We start from the raw sequence: 15,796 nt of genomic DNA on the forward strand, positions 1-15,796 counted from the left end.
ATCGACGCGGCGCGTCGTGGAGGCGCTGATGTCGGCGGAGCAGGCGCTGCAAACCGCGGTCGCGGTGCGCGACAAGGTCGTGCAGGCCTACCAGGAAGTCGTTCGGATGTCGATTTGAGATGAAGGATTGAAGCTGTGAAATCGCTCGCCATCGCGGCCACCGGAATGAACGCGCAGCAGACCAACATCGAGGTCATCGCGAACAACATCGCCAACATCAACACCACCTCGTTCAAGCGGGCGCGGGCCGAGTTCACCGACCTGTTCTACCAGATGGATCGGATGCAGGGCGTTCCCAACGCCCAAGGATCGTCGCCGATCCCGGAGGGAACCAATATGGGGCTCGGCGTCCGTTCGGCCGCGGTGCGCAAGCTGCATATCCAGGGCGCGCTCACGCAGACCGGCAACACCTACGACATGGCCGTCAACGGCCGCGGCTGGTTTCAGATCCTGGGGCCGAACAACGAGACGCTCTATACCCGCGCGGGCTCGTTCAACACCAATCCGAACGGCCAGCTCGTCACGATGGACGGCTACCTGGTCGATCCCGCGATCACCGTGCCGCAGGGAACGGTCGAGGTTACCGTGAACCAGACCGGCGCGGTGTTCGCCAAGCTCGACACCGAGATCAACCCGCGCCAGATCGGCCAGCTCAATCTCGCCAACTTCGCCAATGAAGCGGGCCTCGAGCCACTGGGCGGCAATCTTTATCGTGAGACCCCGGCGTCGGGCACGCCGGTGGTGGGGCTGCCGGGCGACGCCGGCTACGGCAAGATCAACCAGCATTACCTCGAAGCCTCCAACGTCGATCCGGTCAAGGAGATCACCGAGCTGATCTCCGCGCAGCGCGCCTATGAGATGAACTCCAAGGTCATCCAGGCGTCCGACGAGATGGCACAGACGGTATCGAAGGGCATGCGCTAGTTCCGGTGCAACCATGTTGGGCAGGATGGGTTTGATGGCGCGCGCGATCGCTGCTGCATTGGCCGCGCTCGCTGTCGCGGGCGCAGCCGGTGCCGAGGAGCGGCGGCTTCCCGTTCCGGCGGTGACGATCCGGGCCGGCGAGGTGATCAAGGATGAGATGATCACCGAGCGCGCATTCGCGCCCAATCTGCTCGGTGTTGCGTTGTTCATCGATGCGCGCCCGACCCTGGTCGGGCGCATGGCGCGGCGCACGCTGCTGCCGGGCCAGCCGATCCCGAGCAACGCCGTCGAGGATCCCTGGGCGGTCGCAAGGGGCGCCATCGTCAAGGTCATCGTCGAGGACAGTGGCCTGTCAATCGTGACCTACGGCTCGGCGCTGCAATCCGGCGCGGTCGGCGCCCTGGTCCCGGTCCGCAATACCGACACCGGCGTGATCATCCGGGGCATTGTCCAGCCGGACGGCACCATAAAGGTCGTGGACGGATGATGACCCGCCTCTTGCTCGCGCTGGTGCTTGCCTGCTTCGCAGCCGGCGCCCAGGCTGCCGTCCGCATCAAGGACATCGCCGACATCAGGGGGCTGCGCGAGAACCAGATCGTCGGCTACGGCCTCGTGATCGGCCTCAACGGCACCGGCGACACGCTGCGCAATGCGCCGTTCACGGAACAATCGCTGCAGTCGATGCTCGACAATATGGGCATCAACGTGCGGAACGAGAACAACACGGGCGGCACCGGCAACACGACACGGCCGACGACGCTGCGCACCCGCAACGTCGCCGCCGTCATGGTGACCGCGGACCTGCCGCCGTCGATCGCACCCGGCGAGCGCATGGACGTGACGGTGTCCTCGCTCGGCGACTCCACCTCGCTGCTCGGCGGCACACTGGTGATGACGCCGCTGCGCGCAGCCGACGGCGCGGTCTATGCCGTCGCCCAGGGCGCCGTCACGGTCGCCGGCTACAGCGTCGGCGGCCAGGCGCAGAATGTCAGCCAGGGCACGCCGACGGCCGGGCGGATTCCGAACGGCGCGCTGGTCGAGCGCGAGGTGCAGGGTAGCTTGCACGAGATGGAGTTTCTCGTGCTCGAGCTGAAGAATCCCGATTTCGTCACCGCGACGCGCATTCTCGATGCCATCAATCGCTTTGCCGGCAGCCGCTACCGGGCGCAGATCGCCTTCGAGCGCGACTACAGGACGATCGTGTTGTCGAAGCCGCGCCACGTCGGCCCGGTCCGCTTCCTCGCCGAGATCGGCGAACTGACCGTCGAGCCGGATACGCCGGCACGCGTGGTGATCAACGAGCGGACTGGCACCGTCGTGATCGGGCGCGACGTCCGGATCTCGACCGTCGCGGTGACCCACGGCAATCTGACGGTCCGCGTCACCGAGCTTCCGGTGGTGTCGCAGCCGGCGCCGTTCTCGCAGGGCAAGACCGTGGTGGTTCCGCAGACCATCGTCGAGGCCAACGAGGCCGGCGCCCAGGTGGCGATCCTCAGCGGCGTCGACCTGCAGCGGCTGGTGCGCGGGCTCAACCAGATCGGCCTGAAGCCGTCCGGCATCATCGCGATCCTGCAGGCGATCAAGACCGCAGGCGCGCTCCAGGCTGACGTGATCGTGCAATGATGCGCAAGCGTCGTGCAAGCCTGGTCGCGCATGTAGGTCTTCCCGACCGAGATTCGCGCGCGGCCCGATGCTGAAACTGCAACCCGGAACAAAAGCCTTCGTCCTGCTTGCGATCGGCGCGCTCGTGAGCGCGTCATCCGCGCTGGCGCTGGACGATGCGAAGCCGTCGAAGCCCCTCGATCTGCTCGCCGGCTCGCGCCGCGCGGCGAGTGCGCAAAAGCCGCGCCCGCTGGCGGCCCCTGCGGTCGGCGACACCTCGATCAAGGCGACCGCCTGGGCCGCCGAAGACGCCGCGCCTTTGATCACCGGAGCTGTGCCGGCACCGGACAATCCGCCACCTGCCGCGCGAGCGGCCAAGACCGGCGGCGTTGCGTCGCCGAGGCCTGCGCCGGCTGCGGCCGTCCCGGCCGACAACGAGATCGCCCAGTTCTGCAGCAACGTCTCCGATCCCGCCGTCGATGCCCGGCTGGCCTGGCAATTGAAGGAATTGGAGAAAGCGGAGAACCAGCTCCGCGAGCGGATCGCGGAAGTCGAGGCCAAGCGGGCCGAATACGAGAAGTGGATGGCGCTTCGCGACGAGTTCCTGAAGAGGGCCGAGGCGAGCGTGGTCGAAATCTACTCGCGCATGAAGCCGGAGGCTGCTGCCACCCAGATCGCCGGCATGGCCGACGAGACCGCCGCGGCGGTGCTCGCGAAGCTGTCTCCGCGGAGCTCGAGCGCGATCTTCAACGAGATGGATTCGGCGCGCGCGGCGCACCTCGCCGACCTGCTCGGCGGCATGCGTCGCGTGGATGATGGAAAGTCGAGTCGATGAAGAAGCCGGTGCTGATCCTTGCCCTTTTGATGCTGTCCGGCTGCGCCCAGGATCCGTCGGAGGTGTTGCGCGGCCCGCAGCTCTCTCCGGTCGGCGACGGCTTGCGGACGCCGGCCTATCCGATCCCGGTGACGCCGCGGGTCCGCACGCCCGTCAGCTATCGCTCGACCTGGGACGATGGCACCGATCTCTACCGCGACCCGCGCGCCCGGCGCGTCGGCGATGTGGTGACCGTGGTCATTTCGATGCAGGACAAGGCCAAGCTCGACAACAAGACGGATCGCCAGCGCGACTCGCAGATCAAGTTCAGCCTCGACTGGCTCGCCAACATGGCCGGATGGGCCGACACCGGACAGGGCAACGCCAACCTGACCACCAACAGCCAGACCAAGGGCGTCGGCCAGATCGATCGTGCCGAGGACATCAAGCTGTCGGTTGCCGCGATCGTCACCGACGTGCTGCCGAACGGCAATTTGATGATCAGCGGCTCGCAGGAGTTTCGCGTCAATCTGGAGATGCGCGTGCTCAACGTCGGCGGCATCGTGCGTCCGCGGGACATCTCCCGGGGCAACACCATCACCTACGACAAGATCGCGGAAGCGCGGGTATCCTATGGCGGGCGAGGACGTCTGACCGACGTTCAGCAGCCGGGATGGGGACATCGGATCTATGACGCCGTGGCGCCGTTCTAAGCTTCGGGCCGGGCGCGCCGGATCGCGGAAGCGAGGCACGCTATGCGCTTGATCGCGGCCATATTGGTGCTGACCCTGATCGCGATCGGGGCCGGCGCCCTTTCGGGCTTCCATTTGCTCGGAGCCGCCGAACGCGCCGCCGATGCCAGGAAGAACGTCGCGCCGCCGCCGGTTGCGTCGGCCTATACCGGAACGGCACGCCTGCGCAAATTGTCTCCTGTCGTCACCAACCTCGCCGCACCCGCCAACAACTGGGCCCGTGTCGAGGCCTCCATGGTGACGGACAGCATGAACGACGAGGAGGCCGGCATCCTCGCCGCCCATATCAGCGAGGACATCGTCGCCTATCTCAGGTCGGCGACCGTCGCCCAGTTCGAAGGCGCGCGCGGACTTCAGCATCTCCGCGATGACCTGACCGAGCGCGCCAGCGTTCGTTCCTCGGGGAAGGTCCGCGAATTAATCATCGAGACGTTGGTGATCCAGTGAAAGTCGTCCTGCTTGCCGTGCTGCTGATCCTGCTGCCCGAGGCGGCGTCGGCCCAGATCCCGGACCTCAATTCGCTGCTGCCGGCGGGCGGCGGCTCGACCAGTGGCCGCATCATCCAGCTGATGGCGCTGATCACGGTGCTGTCGGTCGCGCCGGGGCTGCTGATCATGGTGACGAGCTTCACGCGGTTCGCCGTCGCATTGTCGTTCCTCAGGGCGGGTCTCGGCCTGCAAACCACTCCGGCGAACCTCGTCCTGATCAGCCTCGCGCTGTTCATGACGTTCTACGTCATGGCGCCGACCTTCGACCGAGCCTGGGACACCGGCATCCAGCCCCTGATGAAGAACGAGATCTCGGAGGAGGAGGCGTATTTGCGGATCACCGATCCGTTCCGCGAATTCATGCTGGCCCATGTCCGCGAGAAGGACCTGCAGACATTCGAGACCCTGGCCGCAGAGAGCTTCCGCAAGAAATTCGACGACAAGCGGATCGACATGCGCGTCATCATCCCGGCCTTCATGATCTCCGAGCTGCGCCGCTCGTTCGAGATCGGCTTCCTGATCATCCTGCCATTCCTGGTGATCGACATGATCGTGGCGACGCTGACGATGTCGATGGGCATGATGATGATGCCGCCGACCGTGATCGCGCTGCCGTTCAAGATGCTGTTCTTCGTCCTGATCGACGGCTGGAATCTGCTGGCGTCGGGACTGGTCCGCTCGTTCTCGTGAGCCTGCCGATCGAATCTCCCCACGACCGTTTGGTTACCAAAGCGCAAACGACTGTCTTTGCTATTTTGGCAAAGGCGTGCCGCCTCTTAAGCTGGCAATAACGTTCGGCTGGTACTTACCGAGCCCACGGCCGGTTGGACCCAACCCAAATCCAGTCCAAAGGCATGATGCCGCCCTGCCGTACCGGTGAAAGCCCGGTATGTCCCCTGATGAAAACGTAACGTGTACATAAAGGGACATCCTACATGTCAAGCCTGCTTACGAACTCGTCCGCGATGACCGCCCTGCAGACCCTGCGGTCGATCGGCTCGAACATGGCCACCACGCAGAACCGGATCTCGACCGGCCAGCGTGTCGCGACCGCGTCCGACAACTCCGCCTACTGGTCGATCGCGACCTCGATGCGCGCCGACAACGCCGCGCTCTCCGCCGTCTCCGACTCGCTCGGCCTGTCGGCTGCGACCGTCGACACCGAATACACCGCGCTGACCTCGGTGCTCGGCAGCGACGGCAAGAGCGGCCTCACCAAGCTGCAGTCGCTGCTGGTGGAAGCCAAAACCGCCGGCATCGACCGCAAGAAGATCCAGACCGAAATCACCCAGATCCAGCAGGACATGAAGAACACCGCCAACTCGGCGACCTTCAACGGGGTGAACTGGCTCAGCACCACCGCCACCACGCCGACCACGGTCAACCTGGTGTCGTCGTTCTCGCGCGTCGGCGGCACGCCGACCATCAACACGATCCAGGTGACCGTCGCCAACTACTCGCTCTACACCAGCACCCAGGCCGGTTTCCTGGATACGGTGAGTGGCGGTGCCTCGATCGACACCATCAATATCGGCGCGCTGACCGACTCGGCTGCCGACCAGACCACGCTCGATGGCTACATCGCGCAGGTCACCGGCGCGATCAATTCGGTCAGCCAGGCCGCGGCGGACCTTGGCGCCGTCAAGAACCGTATCGACAACAACTCGGACTTCGTCAAGTCGCTGATGGACTCCGTGACCAGTGGTATCGGTCAGCTGGTCGACGCCGACATGAACGCGGAGTCGACCCGCCTGCAGGCCCTCCAGGTCCAGCAGCAGCTCGGCGTCCAGGCGTTGTCGATCGCCAACCAGAACAGCCAGAGCCTGCTGTCGCTGTTCCGCTAAGCCGAGGCCGATAGACTAAGGTCGCGCTCTCCCGGGCGCGGCCTTTCCTTTTGCGGTACGGCCGAACCGCAGACCTGCGACGCAAGCCCCGCACAAGCTTCGATTCCTACCATCACCGGCACGACAGGTTGGGTCTCGATTCCTATCCGACCCAAAGGCATGACGCCGTTCTGCCGTACCGGTGCAAGTCCGGTATGTCCCCCGCCAAAAGCAAAACTCCATTCAAGGGACATCAAAGATGGCTTCCAGCCTGCTTACGAATACCGCCGCCATGACCGCGCTGCAGACCCTGCGCTCGGTCAGCGCCAACATGCAGATGACCGAAAACCGGATCTCGACCGGCCAGCGTGTCGCGACCGCGTCCGACAACTCCGCCTACTGGTCGATCGCGACCTCGATGCGCGCCGACAACGCCGCGCTCTCCGCCGTCTCCGACTCGCTCGGCCTGTCGGCTGCGACCGTCGACACCGAATACACCGCGCTGACCTCGGTGCTCGGCAGCGACGGCAAGAGCGGCCTCACCAAGCTGCAGTCGCTGCTGGTGGAAGCCAAGACCGCCGGCATCGACCGCAAGAAGATCCAGACCGAAATCACCCAGATCCAGCAGGACATGAAGAACACCGCCAACTCGGCGACCTTCAACGGGGTGAACTGGCTCAGCACCACCGCCACCACGCCGACCACGGTCAACCTGGTGTCGTCGTTCTCGCGCGTCGGCGGCACGCCGACCATCAACACGATCCAGGTGACCGTCGCCAACTACTCGCTCTACACCAGCACCCAGGCCGGTTTCCTGGATACGGTGAGTGGCGCTGCCTCGATCGACACCATCAATATCGGCGCGCTGACCGACTCGGCCGCCGACCAGACCACGCTCGATGGCCTGATCGCGCAGGTCACCGGCGCGATCAACTCGGTCAGCCAGGCGGCCGCCGACCTTGGCGCCATCAAGAACCGCATCTCGAACAACTCGGACTTCGTCAAGTCGCTGATGGACTCCGTGACCAGTGGTATCGGTCAGCTGGTCGACGCCGACATGAACGCGGAGTCGACCCGCCTGCAGGCCCTCCAGGTCCAGCAGCAGCTCGGCGTCCAGGCGCTGTCGATCGCCAACCAGAACAGCCAGAGCATCCTGTCGCTGTTCAAGTAAGTCCCGGCCTGCAAAAGGACCGTGCTCCAATGGAGCACGGTCCTCGCCGTGAGCGGCGAATGTAACGACACGCCTCCGAAAGCTCGGTATCATCCCCGGCGCAATGCGCCGCAAGCGGCCGCCGCGGTGATGCGCCGCGATGCAGTCCGGGCCCGTGATCGGATCCCGCAGACGTGCAAAACTGCAACTCCCGGCAAGCGAGCTGACGCCTCCGCTCCACGCGCAACCTTCAGACAAGGTTGGCGGCGGAATGTCCTCTGTAACCGCATTGGTACGAGGTCACATGCTCAGTCGCGCGCAGGTGCAGCAGCTGCTCAACAATCTGCTGGAGCTTGGGCCGCGACGCCTGATGGCCTTGGGGCTGATCGGCTTTGCGGTTCTCGTAACCGTGGTGGGCGGCGCGTATTATCTGAGCCGGCCCGAATTCGAAACCCTCTACACCGGCCTGACCCGCGAGGACGTGAGCCGCATCGGCGCCGCGTTGCGCGAACAGAACATCGCGTTCGACGTCAACGCGGCGGGAGATGCCGTTTCGGTCCGTCCCAGCCAGACCATGCAGGCCCGCATGCTGCTCGCCGAGAAGGGCCTACCGACCAGCGCCAATGCCGGCTATGAGCTATTCGACAAGATTGGCTCACTCGGCCTGACCTCCTTCATGCAGGAAGTGACCAAGCTGCGCGCGCTGGAAGGCGAGATCGCCCGCACCGTGCAGCTGATGAAGGGCGTGAAGGCGGCGCGGGTGCACATCGTGATGCCGGTGCGCGGCTCGTTCCGCGCCACGCAGCAGCCGCCGTCGGCCTCGGTGGTGCTGCGCACCGACGGTGCGATCGAGGGGCGCACGGCGCAATCGATCCGCCACCTCGTCGCCGCCGCGATTCCCGGCATGACGCGCGACAAGGTGACGGTGCTGGACGCCGACGGTTCGATGCTGCTTGCTGAAGAAGACGAGGCGAGTGCCGCGCCGACCAAGATGGCGAGCCTGCAGAAAATGGTCGGCCAGATGGTGCAGGAGAACATTCGCAAGGCGCTGACGCCCTATCTTGGCCTCGACAATTTCGAGGTCAGTGTCGCGCCGCAACTGTCGACCGACAAGCGGCAGATCAACGAGACGGTCTACGATCCGGAGGGGCGCGCCGAGCGTTCGGTCCGCAATGTCCGCGAGAAGGAGACGTCGCAGAACGCGGATCGCTCGACGCCGACCACGGTCCAGCAGAATCTCCCCGACCAGCAGGTCAACGCTGGCGGCACCAAGAATTCCAACGAGGAGAAGCAGCGCCGCGAGGATGTCACCAATTTCGAGGTGTCGTCCAAGACGACGACGACGGTCAGCGACGGCTATGCGGTCAAGAAGCTCTTCATTGCCGTATTGATCAACCGTGCGCGGCTGGTCGCCGATCTCGGCGACAAGACCAACCAGGCGATTATCGACAGCAAGATCGCCGAGATCAGCCAGCTCGCCGCCACCGCCGGCGGACTGGATCGGCAGCGGGGCGATCAGATCCAGGTCACGGCCGTCGACTTCGTCGAAGGCTCGCGCGAGCTGGCTCCGGTGCCGCCGATCGGCTTCGTGGAGATGCTGAACCGGCAGATGGGAAGCTTCATCAACGCGGCGACGATCCTCGCCGTCGCCGCGATGCTGGTCTGGTTCGGGCTTCGGCCGGCGGTCAACGGCATTCTGACTCACCGCGCACAGCAGGAGCAGGCCGAAGCCGTCGAGGCTGCGGCGCAGCTCGAAGCTGCCGCCCTGGCGCTGCCCGAGCAGGCAGACGGGGAGCTCAATCTGGTCGAGGACCTCGAGGGCAAGATGCAACGCACGCCGCAGAAGCGGCTGGAGCAGATCGTGCGTCTCGACCAGGCGCAGGCGGCTGCGATCCTTAAAGACTGGATGCGTCGGGAGGAGGCGGCATGAACGCGGCAATCGGAAAGCTCCTGGTCCAGTTCGACGCCAACGGCCGGGCGAAGCCCGCTGAGCGGCCGAAGCTCGCCGAGCCGGTGGTGAAGCCGAAGGAGGCGAGGCGCGAGCCGCCGCAGCAGCTTCAGCCGCAACCTCTCCCGCCACGGGCTGAAACGCCGCCGGTCAATCTCCTGGATGATGCCTACCGTCGCGGCTATGCCGCGGGGCTTTCCGAAGGTGACGCCAAGGTCGCGGAGGAACGTGTCCGCAGCGCGATCAGGCTCGGTGAAGAGCGCGCCAAATGGTCGGATCAGCAGGCGGCGGAAATCGTCAACGGCTTTGCGGCAGCCTGCCGGGAGATCGAGGTCAACATCGCCACCGCAGTTGCCCGGATATTGCACCCATTCCTCGCCGAGGCGGTGCGCGACAAGGCGGTTGCGGCGCTGGTCGAGCAGATATTCGCGTTGACCAGCCGCTCCCCGGCGCCGGTGTTTCGCATCACCGGGCCCAGCGACCTGCTCGACCTCGTCAAGGCGCAGCTCGATCAGGTCCAGCAAAGCGGAATCGAATATCAGGCTGCCGAGGTCAGCGAAATCCGCGTCGTTGCCGACCAGACCGTGATCGAGACGCAGATTTCGGCATGGACGGAGCGCCTGAAGGAAGCGCGCCGGTAGATCACGATGGACGACGTCAAACCAGAACTCGTGATCATCCGGCGGCGCAGCGCCTTCGAGGATGCGCCGCTGAAGGGCGGCGTCTGGAAGATCGCCTATGCCGACTTCATGACGGCGATGATGGCGTTCTTCCTGGTGATGTGGCTGATCAACGCGCTCAATCAGGACCAGCGTCAGATCGTGGCGAGCTATTTCAACCCGATCAAGCTTGCGGAGAACGCGCCGGCCCCGAAGGGGCTCAATGAGCCGATGAAGAAGGAGCCGTCGGCGGCCGAGGGCCAAGAGGGCAAGCGCTTGCCGGCGGGCACCAACGAGGAGCGTCGCGGCGATTCGCCGACCGCCGAGAAGCCGCCGTACTACGAGGAGAAGGTGCTGTTCCGCGATCCCTATGCGACGCTTTCCGAGATCGCTGCCGGGTCGAGCCGGGCGGCCGGGCAGCGCCGCGTCGGCGCTCTCGCCACCGCGGAAGAGGAAGGCTTGAAGGGCGGCGAAGCCTATCGCGACCCGTTCGATCCCGGTTACTGGAAGCTCGCCCCGCAAGCCGCGAATGACGCCGGGCGGGCGAGCGACGCCGAGCCTGATCCAAATTCCGCGACACCTGAGAATCCGGCAAGGGCCGATCGGGCTGAACCGCAAGCAGCGCGCTCCGCCAAGGCTGATGATCTCGGCTCCAGCGTTGCGGCGAACGCGCAGGCACCGTCTTCCGGGATGACGCCGCTGCTGCCGCCTGGGCAGGCGCCGTCATCGCCCAGCCGCGATGGCGGTGCCCAGACCAACGCGCAGGCGAACCTGCCGGCGAGCTTGCAGGCAAACTCCGCCGCCAAGGATGCGGACCAGCGCGACGCTGCTCAGCCGCCGCGGCCGACCGTCAAACAGCTGCAAGCCGCGATCACCGAGGCGCTCGCCGACATCAAGGCGGGAGCCGGACCAGCGGCGGAGGTACGTCAGGTCGAGGAAGGCCTGCTGATCAGTCTGACCGACGATGCGAGCTTCGGCATGTTCGCGGTCGGCTCCGCCGAGCCGCGTCCGGAGCTGATCCGCGTGATCGACAAGATCGGGCCGCTGCTGATGAAACGTCCAGGTCCGATCATTGTCCGCGGCCACACCGACAATCGGCCCTATCGCTCCGATGCCTACGACAATTGGCGGCTGTCGACGGCGCGGGCCCAGATGGCCTTTTACATGTTGGTCCGGTCGGGCGTCGACCCGCAGCGGATCGAGCACGTCGCGGGCTATGCGGACCGGCGGCCGAAGCTGCCGAGCGATCCCGCGGCTGCGCAGAACCGCCGCATCGAGATCCTGATCCGGGAGAAACGCCCGTGATCCGGCCGAGACGTCTTGCCAGCTTGCTGCTGCTACCGTTCGCCGCGGCTTCGGTGCACGCCGCCGCGGCGGAGCCTGCGCCGCTGTCAGGCGAGCCGTATGAGCTGGTTCGCAGCTTGCAGGCGGTCCAGGACGGCATCGCGCATGGCGATGTCGCCGCGCATAGCCGCCATCTCGCGCTGATCCGGCAAATCGGTGAAAAGCTGCTCGCTGCCGACGCGAGCGTGTGGAGCAAGCCGCAGAACGGCCAGGCCGTCGTCGTCTACCTGCTCAGCGGTGGCCCGCCGCAGATCGTCCGAAAGCTCCCGCGCGAGCGCATCAACATCGACGAAAGGCTGTTCAACGGCGCGCTCGCCTATGTCGAGGGACGGCAGGACGAGGCAAGGGAGCTGTTGAAGGACGTCAAGCCGCGCACGATCCCGCAGAGCATGGGCGGACAGATTGCGCTGGTGCAGGGCGCGCTGCTCGCTAATTCGGAAGCATCGGTTGCGATCGAGCGTCTCGACGATGCACGGCTGATCCTGCCCGGCACGCTGGTTGAGGAGGCAGCGCTGCGGCGCGAAATCCTGCTGGTCGGGCAGGCGGAGGATTTCGACAAGTTCGAGTTCCTGACGCTGGCCTATGTCAGGCATTATCGCAGCTCGGTTTATGCCGGTGACTTCTGGCAGCGATTCTCGACGGCGCTGGCGCAGTCCAGCCTTGCGCTGGACGAGCGCCGTTTCACGCGGATCGCGGCGCTGCTGGACCAGACCGATCGCGCCAGCCGTCTCAAGCTCTATCTCGTGATCGCGAAGGCCGCACTGGTCCGTGGACGGCTTGCGGTGGCGCGGCTCGCCGGCGAGCAGGCGCTGTCGCTCGCTCCGGATGCCGGTGCGGATCGTGAGCGGGCGCATTTCTTCCGTGCGGCGGCCCGGGTGTTTGCCGACGAATACGAAGGCGGCCTTGCCGAGCTGAAAGCGATCGATCGTTCCAAATTGCCGGAGCGCGATGCATTGCTGTTGAATGCGACGCTTCAGCTTGCGCTCGACATCCGCAGGCCGACGGCGGCATCGCCTGCCGTCGCCGCGAACAAGCCGCCGCCGACGCCGGCACGGCTCGATCTCGCATCATCGACGGCTACCCTTGCGCGTGCGCAAAAGCAGCTCGAGGACCTGGAGCTGCTCGCGAAGGACCGCCGGCCATGACGAAACTCAGTGGAACTTCGGGGCAGCCGTTCGCAGGGATCGCCGCAAGCATTGGCGCGCGCGGGACGTCCCGTCTCGACAAGAGCTCCGCCGTGGCGATGCCGGCGGGCAAGTCGTTTCACGACGTGATCCACAAAGTATCGGATCGCGCAACGCCGGCGCCGAACCAGCAGCCGGGCGACGACACGGTGAAGGCGCCGCCGCTGCGCTCGCGCCTGGCCCAGCCGGCCGAACGCGACGAGCCGACGCGCGAGCGTGTCGATCATGGCGAGGATAAGGCGCCGGCCAGGCATGAGGTATCCGAGCTGCCGTCGAAGGCGGAGATTCAGGGCCGGATCGACCTGCCCACCATCGCCATCGCCGGCCAGGAGCTTGCCGCCGTACCGGCCGTGAAGCCGCAGGCAGCACCTGTTGCAGACGATCGCAAAACTGCTCCCCCACAGATCGAACGGTCCGCCCGTGGTCGCGAATTGCCGGCTACGAGCGCTGCGAAGGCGTTGATGGCGGATATCGCCGAACCCGAAGCGCGCCCATCGCATCCATCGACGACCGCGCCGCAGGCAGCGACGCTGCCGCAAGGCAATGCACCCGCGCCAAGGACGATATCAGGCGCATCCGGCCTCGAAGCGGTCACGGCCCGTATCGAGCGTGCCGTCAAGTCATCGGCGCGGGAGACGCTGCCCGAAGCGACCAAGGTGACTGTGGTCCAGCAGGAGACGCATCTTCCACCTGTCGCGCAGTTCACCGCGAGCCAGCAGGTGGCGAAGGCGGTCGTCGCGGAACTGGAGGGAAGCGCGGCGCCGCCGGCATCCGCGGCGTCCAATCTCGCACTATCGCAGGACAACGCGCCGGACCAGCCGCTCAAGATATTGACGATCAGCCTCGAGCCGCCGGCGCTCGGCAACGTCACCGTGCGCCTGCGGCTGGTCGGCGCCGCCGTCTCCGTTCATCTTGCGGCGGATCGCAAGGATACCAGCCAGATGCTGGACCAGCAGCGCGACTCGATCCGCGAGCTGATGCAGTCCGCCGGCTACGTCGCCGACGTCGCGCCGGTCCGGCATGGCGCACTGGATGGATTCCAGGCCGGTGCGGGGCAGGCGCAGCCATCGCTTTCGGGACATCAGCCGGCGCCGAACGGACAGGGCACGGCAAATAGCTTCAGTGCGCCGTCCGACCAGTCGCAGAGCGGAGCGAAGCAGCCGCGGGACGAACGCCAGGCAGACCAGGAGACCCGTCATGAGCAGGATGTGGCGCCGCAGACTCGCCGCGGGCCTGTTTATCTGTAGTGCCACTGCCGCCGCAGCGGGCACCGACAACGCGCATTCCTGCGAGCGCGAGATGGCGCGCGCCGCACGGCTCCACGGCATTCCGCTCGGCATTCTCTACGCGGTCGGCCTGACCGAAACCGGGCGCCGCGGCGCGCTTAATCCCTATGCGCTCGGCGCCGAAGGCCAGACGGTGTTCGCCAAGAATCTCGACGAGGCGGTGGCGAGCTTCGAGGCGATGCGGCAGCGCGGCGTCAAGCTGATCGATCTCGGCTGCATGCAGATCAATCACTATTATCACGGCGACAAGTTCGCTTCGGTGCAGGCGATGTTCGATCCGGCCAGGAACGTCGACTACGCGGCGCGCTTCCTGAAGGAGTTGAAGCAGCGCGAAGGCAGCTGGACCATGGCGGTCGCCCGCTACAATGCGGGACCCAACAACCAGCCCGCGCAGAAGCGCTACATCTGCCACATCGTCGGTCACCTCGTGTCCAGCGGCTTCGGTGCGTGGACCGACAAGGCGCGCGCGCTCTGTCAGAAGGCGACGGCATGATGTTTCGCGCGCCGCAGGGCCAGCTTCGCGCAAGCAAGTGCGTGCATTGTCGTTGTAACCTACCAGAGGAGCTCCATCCATGAGCCTGTATGGCGTAATGCGCACCGGCGTTTCCGGCATGAGCGCGCAGTCCAACAAGCTGTCGACGGTTTCCGACAACATCGCGAACGTCAACACCACCGGCTACAAGCGAGCTTCGACCGAGTTCTCCTCGCTGATTCTGAAGAGCGGCTCGGGCAAATACGATTCCGGCGCGGTCGAGACCCAGGTCCGCTACGCCATCACCGATGCCGGCCATCTGCAATTCACGACGTCGACGACGGATCTCGCCGTGCAGGGCAACGGCTTCTTCGTCGTGTCCGATACCTCGGGCAACAACTTCCTGACCCGCGCCGGCGCGTTCGTTCCCGACAGCCAGGGCAACCTCGTCAACGCCGCCGGCTACCAGCTGATGGGCTACGATATCCGCAACGGCGCGCCGAACGTCGTCGCCAACGGCTACAACGGATTGCAGGTCGTCAACATCAATCAGATGGCGCTGCAGGCGCAGCCGTCGACCAAGGCCACAGTGGCGGCCAATCTGGATCCGAGCGCGGCGATCATCGCCGGACCTCCGGGACCGGGCGGATACACCTCGAAGACCTCGGTCGTCACCTATGACAATATCGGCAACGCGGTCACGCTCGACGTCTACCTGGCCAAGACCGGCCCGAATACCTGGCAGACCAGCATCTACAATGCGGCGACGGGAGCGGCGATGGCGGGCGGCACCAATACGTTCACCTTCGACGTCAGCGCGGCCGGCAAGGGTACGCTCGCGACGGCGAGCCCGAAGTCGCTGGCCGTGACGATACCCGGCGGCTCGGCCTTCACGATGGATCTCTCGGCCATGACGCAGGTTGCGGCGAGCTTCGACTTCAAGGCGACCGTGGACGGCAACGCGCCGTCGGCGGTCGAGAAGGTCGATATCGACGAGACCGGGCTGGTCACCGCGATCCTTCAGAACGGCGCCAAGCTGCCGAGCTACCGGATCGCGCTCGGCAATGTGCCGAGCCCCGACAACCTGACGCCGGAAGTCGGCAACGTCTATTCGACCAACCTGAAGTCGGGCAACGTGCAGGTCGGGTTTGCCGGCCAGGGCGGGCTCGGCTCGATCCAGTCCGGCGCGCTGGAGGAGTCCAACGTCGACCTCGCGGACGAGCTGACCTCGATGATCGAGGCGCAGCGCGGCTTCACCGCCAACTCGAAGTCGTTCCAGACCGGTGCGGACCTGCTGGACGTCGTCGTCAACCTGAAGCGCTGACTTCTCCAGCTTCGATTCCGGTCACG

17 protein-coding genes are annotated in these 15,796 nt (G+C 65.8%); all 17 read left to right on the forward strand.

Going from position 1 to position 15,796, the window contains the following annotated elements; all coding sequences use genetic code 11:
* A partial coding sequence (gene fliE, locus J6500_RS18125; protein ID WP_225714209.1) for a flagellar hook-basal body complex protein FliE occupies positions 1 to 118 on the forward strand: 118 nt, incomplete at its 5' end.
* Positions 119 to 135: 17 nt separating this feature from the next.
* Positions 136 to 924 carry a flagellar basal-body rod protein FlgG gene (gene flgG / locus J6500_RS18130; protein ID WP_225714052.1) on the forward strand — a complete coding sequence of 263 codons (789 nt, stop codon included), beginning with the start codon at positions 136 to 138 and terminating at the stop codon, positions 922 to 924.
* Positions 925 to 958: 34 nt separating this feature from the next.
* Positions 959 to 1,411: a flagellar basal body P-ring formation chaperone FlgA gene (flgA, locus tag J6500_RS18135; RefSeq protein ID WP_249781549.1), complete on the forward strand. Its 453-nt coding sequence runs from the start codon at positions 959 to 961 to the stop codon at positions 1,409 to 1,411.
* Positions 1,411 to 2,547: a flagellar basal body P-ring protein FlgI gene (gene flgI / locus J6500_RS18140; RefSeq protein WP_225714054.1), complete on the forward strand. Its 1,137-nt coding sequence runs from the start codon at positions 1,411 to 1,413 to the stop codon at positions 2,545 to 2,547. The genes flgA and flgI overlap by 1 nt, the downstream gene beginning before the upstream one ends.
* Positions 2,548 to 2,614: 67 nt before the next feature.
* Entirely contained in the window at positions 2,615 to 3,361 is a 747-nt protein-coding gene (locus J6500_RS18145; protein ID WP_225714055.1) for a MotE family protein, read from the forward strand.
* Positions 3,358 to 4,053 (forward strand): flagellar basal body L-ring protein FlgH, encoded by a 696-nt coding sequence (gene flgH, locus J6500_RS18150; RefSeq protein ID WP_225714056.1) that lies wholly within the window; start codon positions 3,358 to 3,360, stop codon positions 4,051 to 4,053. The genes J6500_RS18145 and flgH overlap by 4 nt, the downstream gene beginning before the upstream one ends.
* Before the next feature lie 42 nt (positions 4,054 to 4,095).
* Positions 4,096 to 4,539, forward strand: coding sequence for a flagellar basal body-associated FliL family protein (locus tag J6500_RS18155; protein ID WP_225714057.1), 444 nt, complete (start codon positions 4,096 to 4,098; stop codon positions 4,537 to 4,539).
* The gene (fliP, locus tag J6500_RS18160) at positions 4,536 to 5,270 is read left to right on the forward strand and encodes a flagellar type III secretion system pore protein FliP (protein WP_225714058.1); all 735 of its coding nucleotides are present in this window, start codon (positions 4,536 to 4,538) and stop codon (positions 5,268 to 5,270) included. Before J6500_RS18155 ends, fliP begins: the two co-directional genes overlap by 4 nt.
* A 245-nt stretch (positions 5,271 to 5,515) precedes the next feature.
* A complete protein-coding gene (locus J6500_RS18165; protein WP_225714059.1) occupies positions 5,516 to 6,424 on the forward strand; it encodes a flagellin N-terminal helical domain-containing protein in 909 nt (302 codons plus the stop codon).
* A gap of 238 nt (positions 6,425 to 6,662) precedes the next feature.
* The gene (locus J6500_RS18170) at positions 6,663 to 7,574 is read left to right on the forward strand and encodes a flagellin N-terminal helical domain-containing protein (RefSeq protein WP_225714060.1); all 912 of its coding nucleotides are present in this window, start codon (positions 6,663 to 6,665) and stop codon (positions 7,572 to 7,574) included.
* Between the two features lie 283 nt (positions 7,575 to 7,857).
* The gene (gene fliF, locus J6500_RS18175; protein WP_225714061.1) at positions 7,858 to 9,483 is read left to right on the forward strand and encodes a flagellar basal-body MS-ring/collar protein FliF; all 1,626 of its coding nucleotides are present in this window, start codon (positions 7,858 to 7,860) and stop codon (positions 9,481 to 9,483) included.
* Entirely contained in the window at positions 9,480 to 10,142 is a 663-nt protein-coding gene (locus J6500_RS18180; RefSeq protein ID WP_225714062.1) for a hypothetical protein, read from the forward strand. Before fliF ends, J6500_RS18180 begins: the two co-directional genes overlap by 4 nt.
* A gap of 6 nt (positions 10,143 to 10,148) precedes the next feature.
* A complete protein-coding gene (locus J6500_RS18185) occupies positions 10,149 to 11,465 on the forward strand; it encodes a MotB family protein (RefSeq protein WP_225714063.1) in 1,317 nt (438 codons plus the stop codon).
* The gene (locus J6500_RS18190) at positions 11,462 to 12,649 is read left to right on the forward strand and encodes a chemotaxis protein (RefSeq protein ID WP_225714064.1); all 1,188 of its coding nucleotides are present in this window, start codon (positions 11,462 to 11,464) and stop codon (positions 12,647 to 12,649) included. The genes J6500_RS18185 and J6500_RS18190 overlap by 4 nt, the downstream gene beginning before the upstream one ends.
* Entirely contained in the window at positions 12,646 to 13,935 is a 1,290-nt protein-coding gene (gene fliK / locus J6500_RS18195) for a flagellar hook-length control protein FliK (protein WP_225714065.1), read from the forward strand. Before J6500_RS18190 ends, fliK begins: the two co-directional genes overlap by 4 nt.
* On the forward strand, positions 13,886 to 14,467 hold the full coding sequence (locus J6500_RS18200) for a transglycosylase SLT domain-containing protein (RefSeq protein WP_225714066.1): 582 nt from the start codon (positions 13,886 to 13,888) through the stop codon (positions 14,465 to 14,467). The genes fliK and J6500_RS18200 overlap by 50 nt, the downstream gene beginning before the upstream one ends.
* Positions 14,468 to 14,546: 79 nt before the next feature.
* Positions 14,547 to 15,770 (forward strand): flagellar hook protein FlgE, encoded by a 1,224-nt coding sequence (locus J6500_RS18205; RefSeq protein WP_225714067.1) that lies wholly within the window; start codon positions 14,547 to 14,549, stop codon positions 15,768 to 15,770.
* Positions 15,771 to 15,796 lie beyond the last annotated feature (26 nt).

The organism is Bradyrhizobium semiaridum, assembly GCF_020329505.1.
Classification (GTDB): Bacteria; Pseudomonadota; Alphaproteobacteria; order Rhizobiales; family Xanthobacteraceae; genus Bradyrhizobium; species Bradyrhizobium semiaridum.